General features: G+C 66.2%; 4 protein-coding genes. All 4 read left to right on the top strand.

All coding sequences use genetic code 11. From position 1 onward, the window contains the following. Positions 1 to 599, top strand: a 599-nt coding sequence (locus tag OXU42_00580; protein MDE0027886.1) for a tripartite tricarboxylate transporter substrate-binding protein, incomplete at its 5' end; no start/stop codon positions are given. 101 nt (positions 600 to 700) lie between these two features. Then, positions 701 to 2185 (top strand): tripartite tricarboxylate transporter permease, encoded by a 1485-nt coding sequence (locus OXU42_00575; protein MDE0027885.1) that lies wholly within the window; start codon positions 701 to 703, stop codon positions 2183 to 2185. Further along, positions 2182 to 2643, top strand: a complete 462-nt coding sequence (locus tag OXU42_00570; GenBank protein MDE0027884.1) for a hypothetical protein — start codon at positions 2182 to 2184, stop codon at positions 2641 to 2643. The genes OXU42_00575 and OXU42_00570 overlap by 4 nt, the downstream gene beginning before the upstream one ends. A 75-nt stretch (positions 2644 to 2718) precedes the next feature. Continuing rightward, positions 2719 to 2914: hypothetical protein (locus OXU42_00565; protein ID MDE0027883.1), on the top strand; the 196-nt coding region annotated here is incomplete at its 3' end.

Here is a 2914-nt window from a genome sequence, read left to right as displayed (position 1 = left end):
TGCAGGCCACCACCAAGGCGGGCAAGGACCAGTGGACGTCGCTCAAGCAGATGACGACGGCCAAGAAACCCATCAAGGCGGGCATCACCGGAACCGGCGGGAACACGTTCCCCATCTCCGTCATCACCGCCAACCTCGTGGGCTTCCCGGTGGAATTCATCGCCGGATTCAAGGGGCCCGAGTTGATCACGGGCATCATCCGCGGCGACATCACCATCACGAACCTGCCGCTGACCAAGCGCTGGACCACGGCGGTCCAGTCCGGCGAGGCCAAGGCCATCGTCGTCTACCTGCCGGAGCGGCATCCCAAGTTCCCCGACATCCCGACCGGCGTGGAACAGGGGTTCCCGGCACTGGGATCGGCTTCGCTGGTGGGGCAGAACCTCTACGCGCTGCCGCCCAAGACCCCCGCCAACATCGCGTCCGTGATAGAAGCGGCCCTGGTGAAGGTCAACAACGACGCGAAGCTGAAGGACAGGATCGAGGCCAACGGCAACATCGTCGCGCCGTTGAGCAGGGAAAACACCACCAAGCTCATCGCCGACATGATCGCCCTGGTGGGGGACAACACCCCTCTGCTCAAGAAGTACATCAAGTGATCCTTGCCCATGGCGGCGCGATGCGGTCCCGGCTTGACGGACCGTGTCGCGCCGCTCTCTTCCGGACCTTGGCGCTCCCGTGACACAGGACACCCGCGTTCATGTTTGAGGGTTTCGGCGGCGCCCTGGTCACCATCTCGGAGCCGCACGTCATTCTGACGCTGTGCGTCGGCAGCATCATCGGGCTGATCTTCGGCGCGGTCCCCGGGCTCGGCGGCATCCTCGCCATGTCGATGCTGCTGCCGTTCACCTTCACCTGGGACGCCATCACCGCGGTCTACCTGTTCTCCGGCATCATGGGCGCTAGCTCTTTCGGCGGCTCCATCAGCGCCATCCTGCTCAACACCCCGGGCACCCCGGTGAACGCCGCCACCTGCTTCGACGGCTACCCCATGGCCAAGCGCGGCGAAGCCGCGCGGGCGCTGGGGCTTTCTGCCGGGGCCTGCCTGCTGGGGGCGCTGTTCGGCCTCGTGATCCTGGCGCTGCTGATCCAGGTCATGCGCCCGCTGGTGATCGCCTTCGGCCACCCCGAGATTTTCTGGCTCGTGGTGTTCGGGCTGGTCACCACCGCCACGGTGAGCCAGGGCTCGCTTCTTAACGGCCTCATCGCAGGCGGGGTCGGCATCCTGCTGTCGCTGGTGGGCCTCAACGAGCCCACCGGCCTCATCCGCTACACCATGGGCAGCGAGTATCTGTGGGACGGCATTCCCCTGATCCCGTTCTTCGTGGGGCTGTTCGCCATCGGCGAGCTGATCAACTACTCGGCCCAAGGCGGCACCATCGCCCGCGACAACATCCAGGCCAGCATCCGGGGCGCGTGGCAGGGAGTGATGGAGAACTTCCGCTACGCCGTCTGCCTGCTGCGCAGCTCGTCCATCGGCACCCTGGTGGGGATTATCCCCGGGGTGGGCGGCGAGACCGCCAACCTCATCGCCTACACGGTGGCCGTACAGTCCTCCAGGAGCCCCGACACTTTCGGCACCGGCAATCCCGAGGGCGTCATCGCCAGCGAGGCGGCCAACGACTCCAAGGACGGCGGCGCGCTGCTCACCACCCTGAGCTTCGGCATTCCCGGAAGCCTGGCCATGGCCCTGCTCCTGAGCATCTTCATCATGCACGGGATCTCGCCGGGACCGCAGTTGATCCTGGACAACCCCATCTTCATCTGGACCCTGCTCAATGGCTACGTGGTGTCCAATGCTTTCGCCAGCATCGTCGGCCTGCTGGCCGCCCGCTACCTGGCCGTCATCACCCGGGTGCCGGTGCACTACCTGTCCGCCATCATCGCGGTGGTGGCCTTGGCGGGCACCTACATCCTGCGGGAGAACATCTGGGACGTGGTGCTGGTGGTGCTGTTGGGCGTGTTCGGCTTCGCCATGCGACGGGCGGGCGTGCCGATCCTGCCCCTGGTCATCGGCTTCGTGCTGGGCAACCTGGCGGAAAAGTCGTTCCTGCTGACGCTGCGGATCCACGACGGCAGCTATCTCGGTTTCTTCGACAGCGTGATCTCGTGGATCCTCATCCTGATCATGGTGGCGGTCCCGGTGATCACGCGGCTGCGCACCCGTTCAACGACGACGCCATGAAACGCGTGAACTACAGCTACGTGATCGTCAACCTGCTCTACCTGGGGGTGGTGCTGGTGGTGGTCATCCCGTCCTTCGGCTTCGATGGACAAGGCGGGCTCGTGCCCCTGGTCTTGGGTATCCCGACCCTGGCGTTCGTCCTTTTTTGCCTCGGGCGAGAGCTGCTCTCCCCGAGCGCGGCGCCCGACGACACCGTGGAGGTCGCGCCCTGGGCCAAGGCCGCCCCAATCGTGGCTTGGCTCGGGGTCTTCTGCGGCTTGGTGATCCTCATCGGCTTCCAGCCCACCATCCCCATCTACATGCTGCTCTTCCTGCGCAGCTTCGCCCGGCTCTCCTGGACGCGATGCGCGGTCGCGGCCGTGACCGTGTGGGCGCTGGTGTACGTGAGCCTGGAACTGGTGCTGCAACGGACGCTGTTCGAGGGTGTGCTGTTCGGCGCCATCCTGCCGCTGCTGTAGTGCGGTGCCGTCCTGTCCCGTCGCCGGTTCGCAGCGGCCTGTCCGGGCGATCGAATCGCAGCAAGAGGCGTATCCGTGATGCAGGACACACGCACCTCCGCCCCGTTCAGACACACCTTCGCCATGTCTCCGTTCTCCGCGTGGGTGCGTCTTCTGCGGGAGAACGGCCGTTGCGACGCCGGCTACGGCGGCAGGCTGGCCTGGGTCCTGCTGGCAAGCGCTGCCGCCGCTCCGGCCCGTCTCGCCGAGCGGGCGGTGTACGGGAGGCGCG

Source organism: Deltaproteobacteria bacterium (assembly GCA_028818775.1).
GTDB lineage: Bacteria > Desulfobacterota > Binatia > UBA9968 > JAJDTQ01 > JAJDTQ01.
This window is presented reverse-complemented; position numbering and strand designations above follow the sequence as displayed.

What these genes read in the sequence shown, in the direction of transcription:
- OXU42_00575 (MDE0027885.1), top strand. Translation starts at nt 701, where the DNA reads ATGTTTGAGGGTTTCGGCGGCGCCCTGGTCACCATCTCGGAGCCGCAC.
- OXU42_00570 (MDE0027884.1), top strand. Translation starts at nt 2,182, where the DNA reads ATGAAACGCGTGAACTACAGCTACGTGATCGTCAACCTGCTCTACCTG.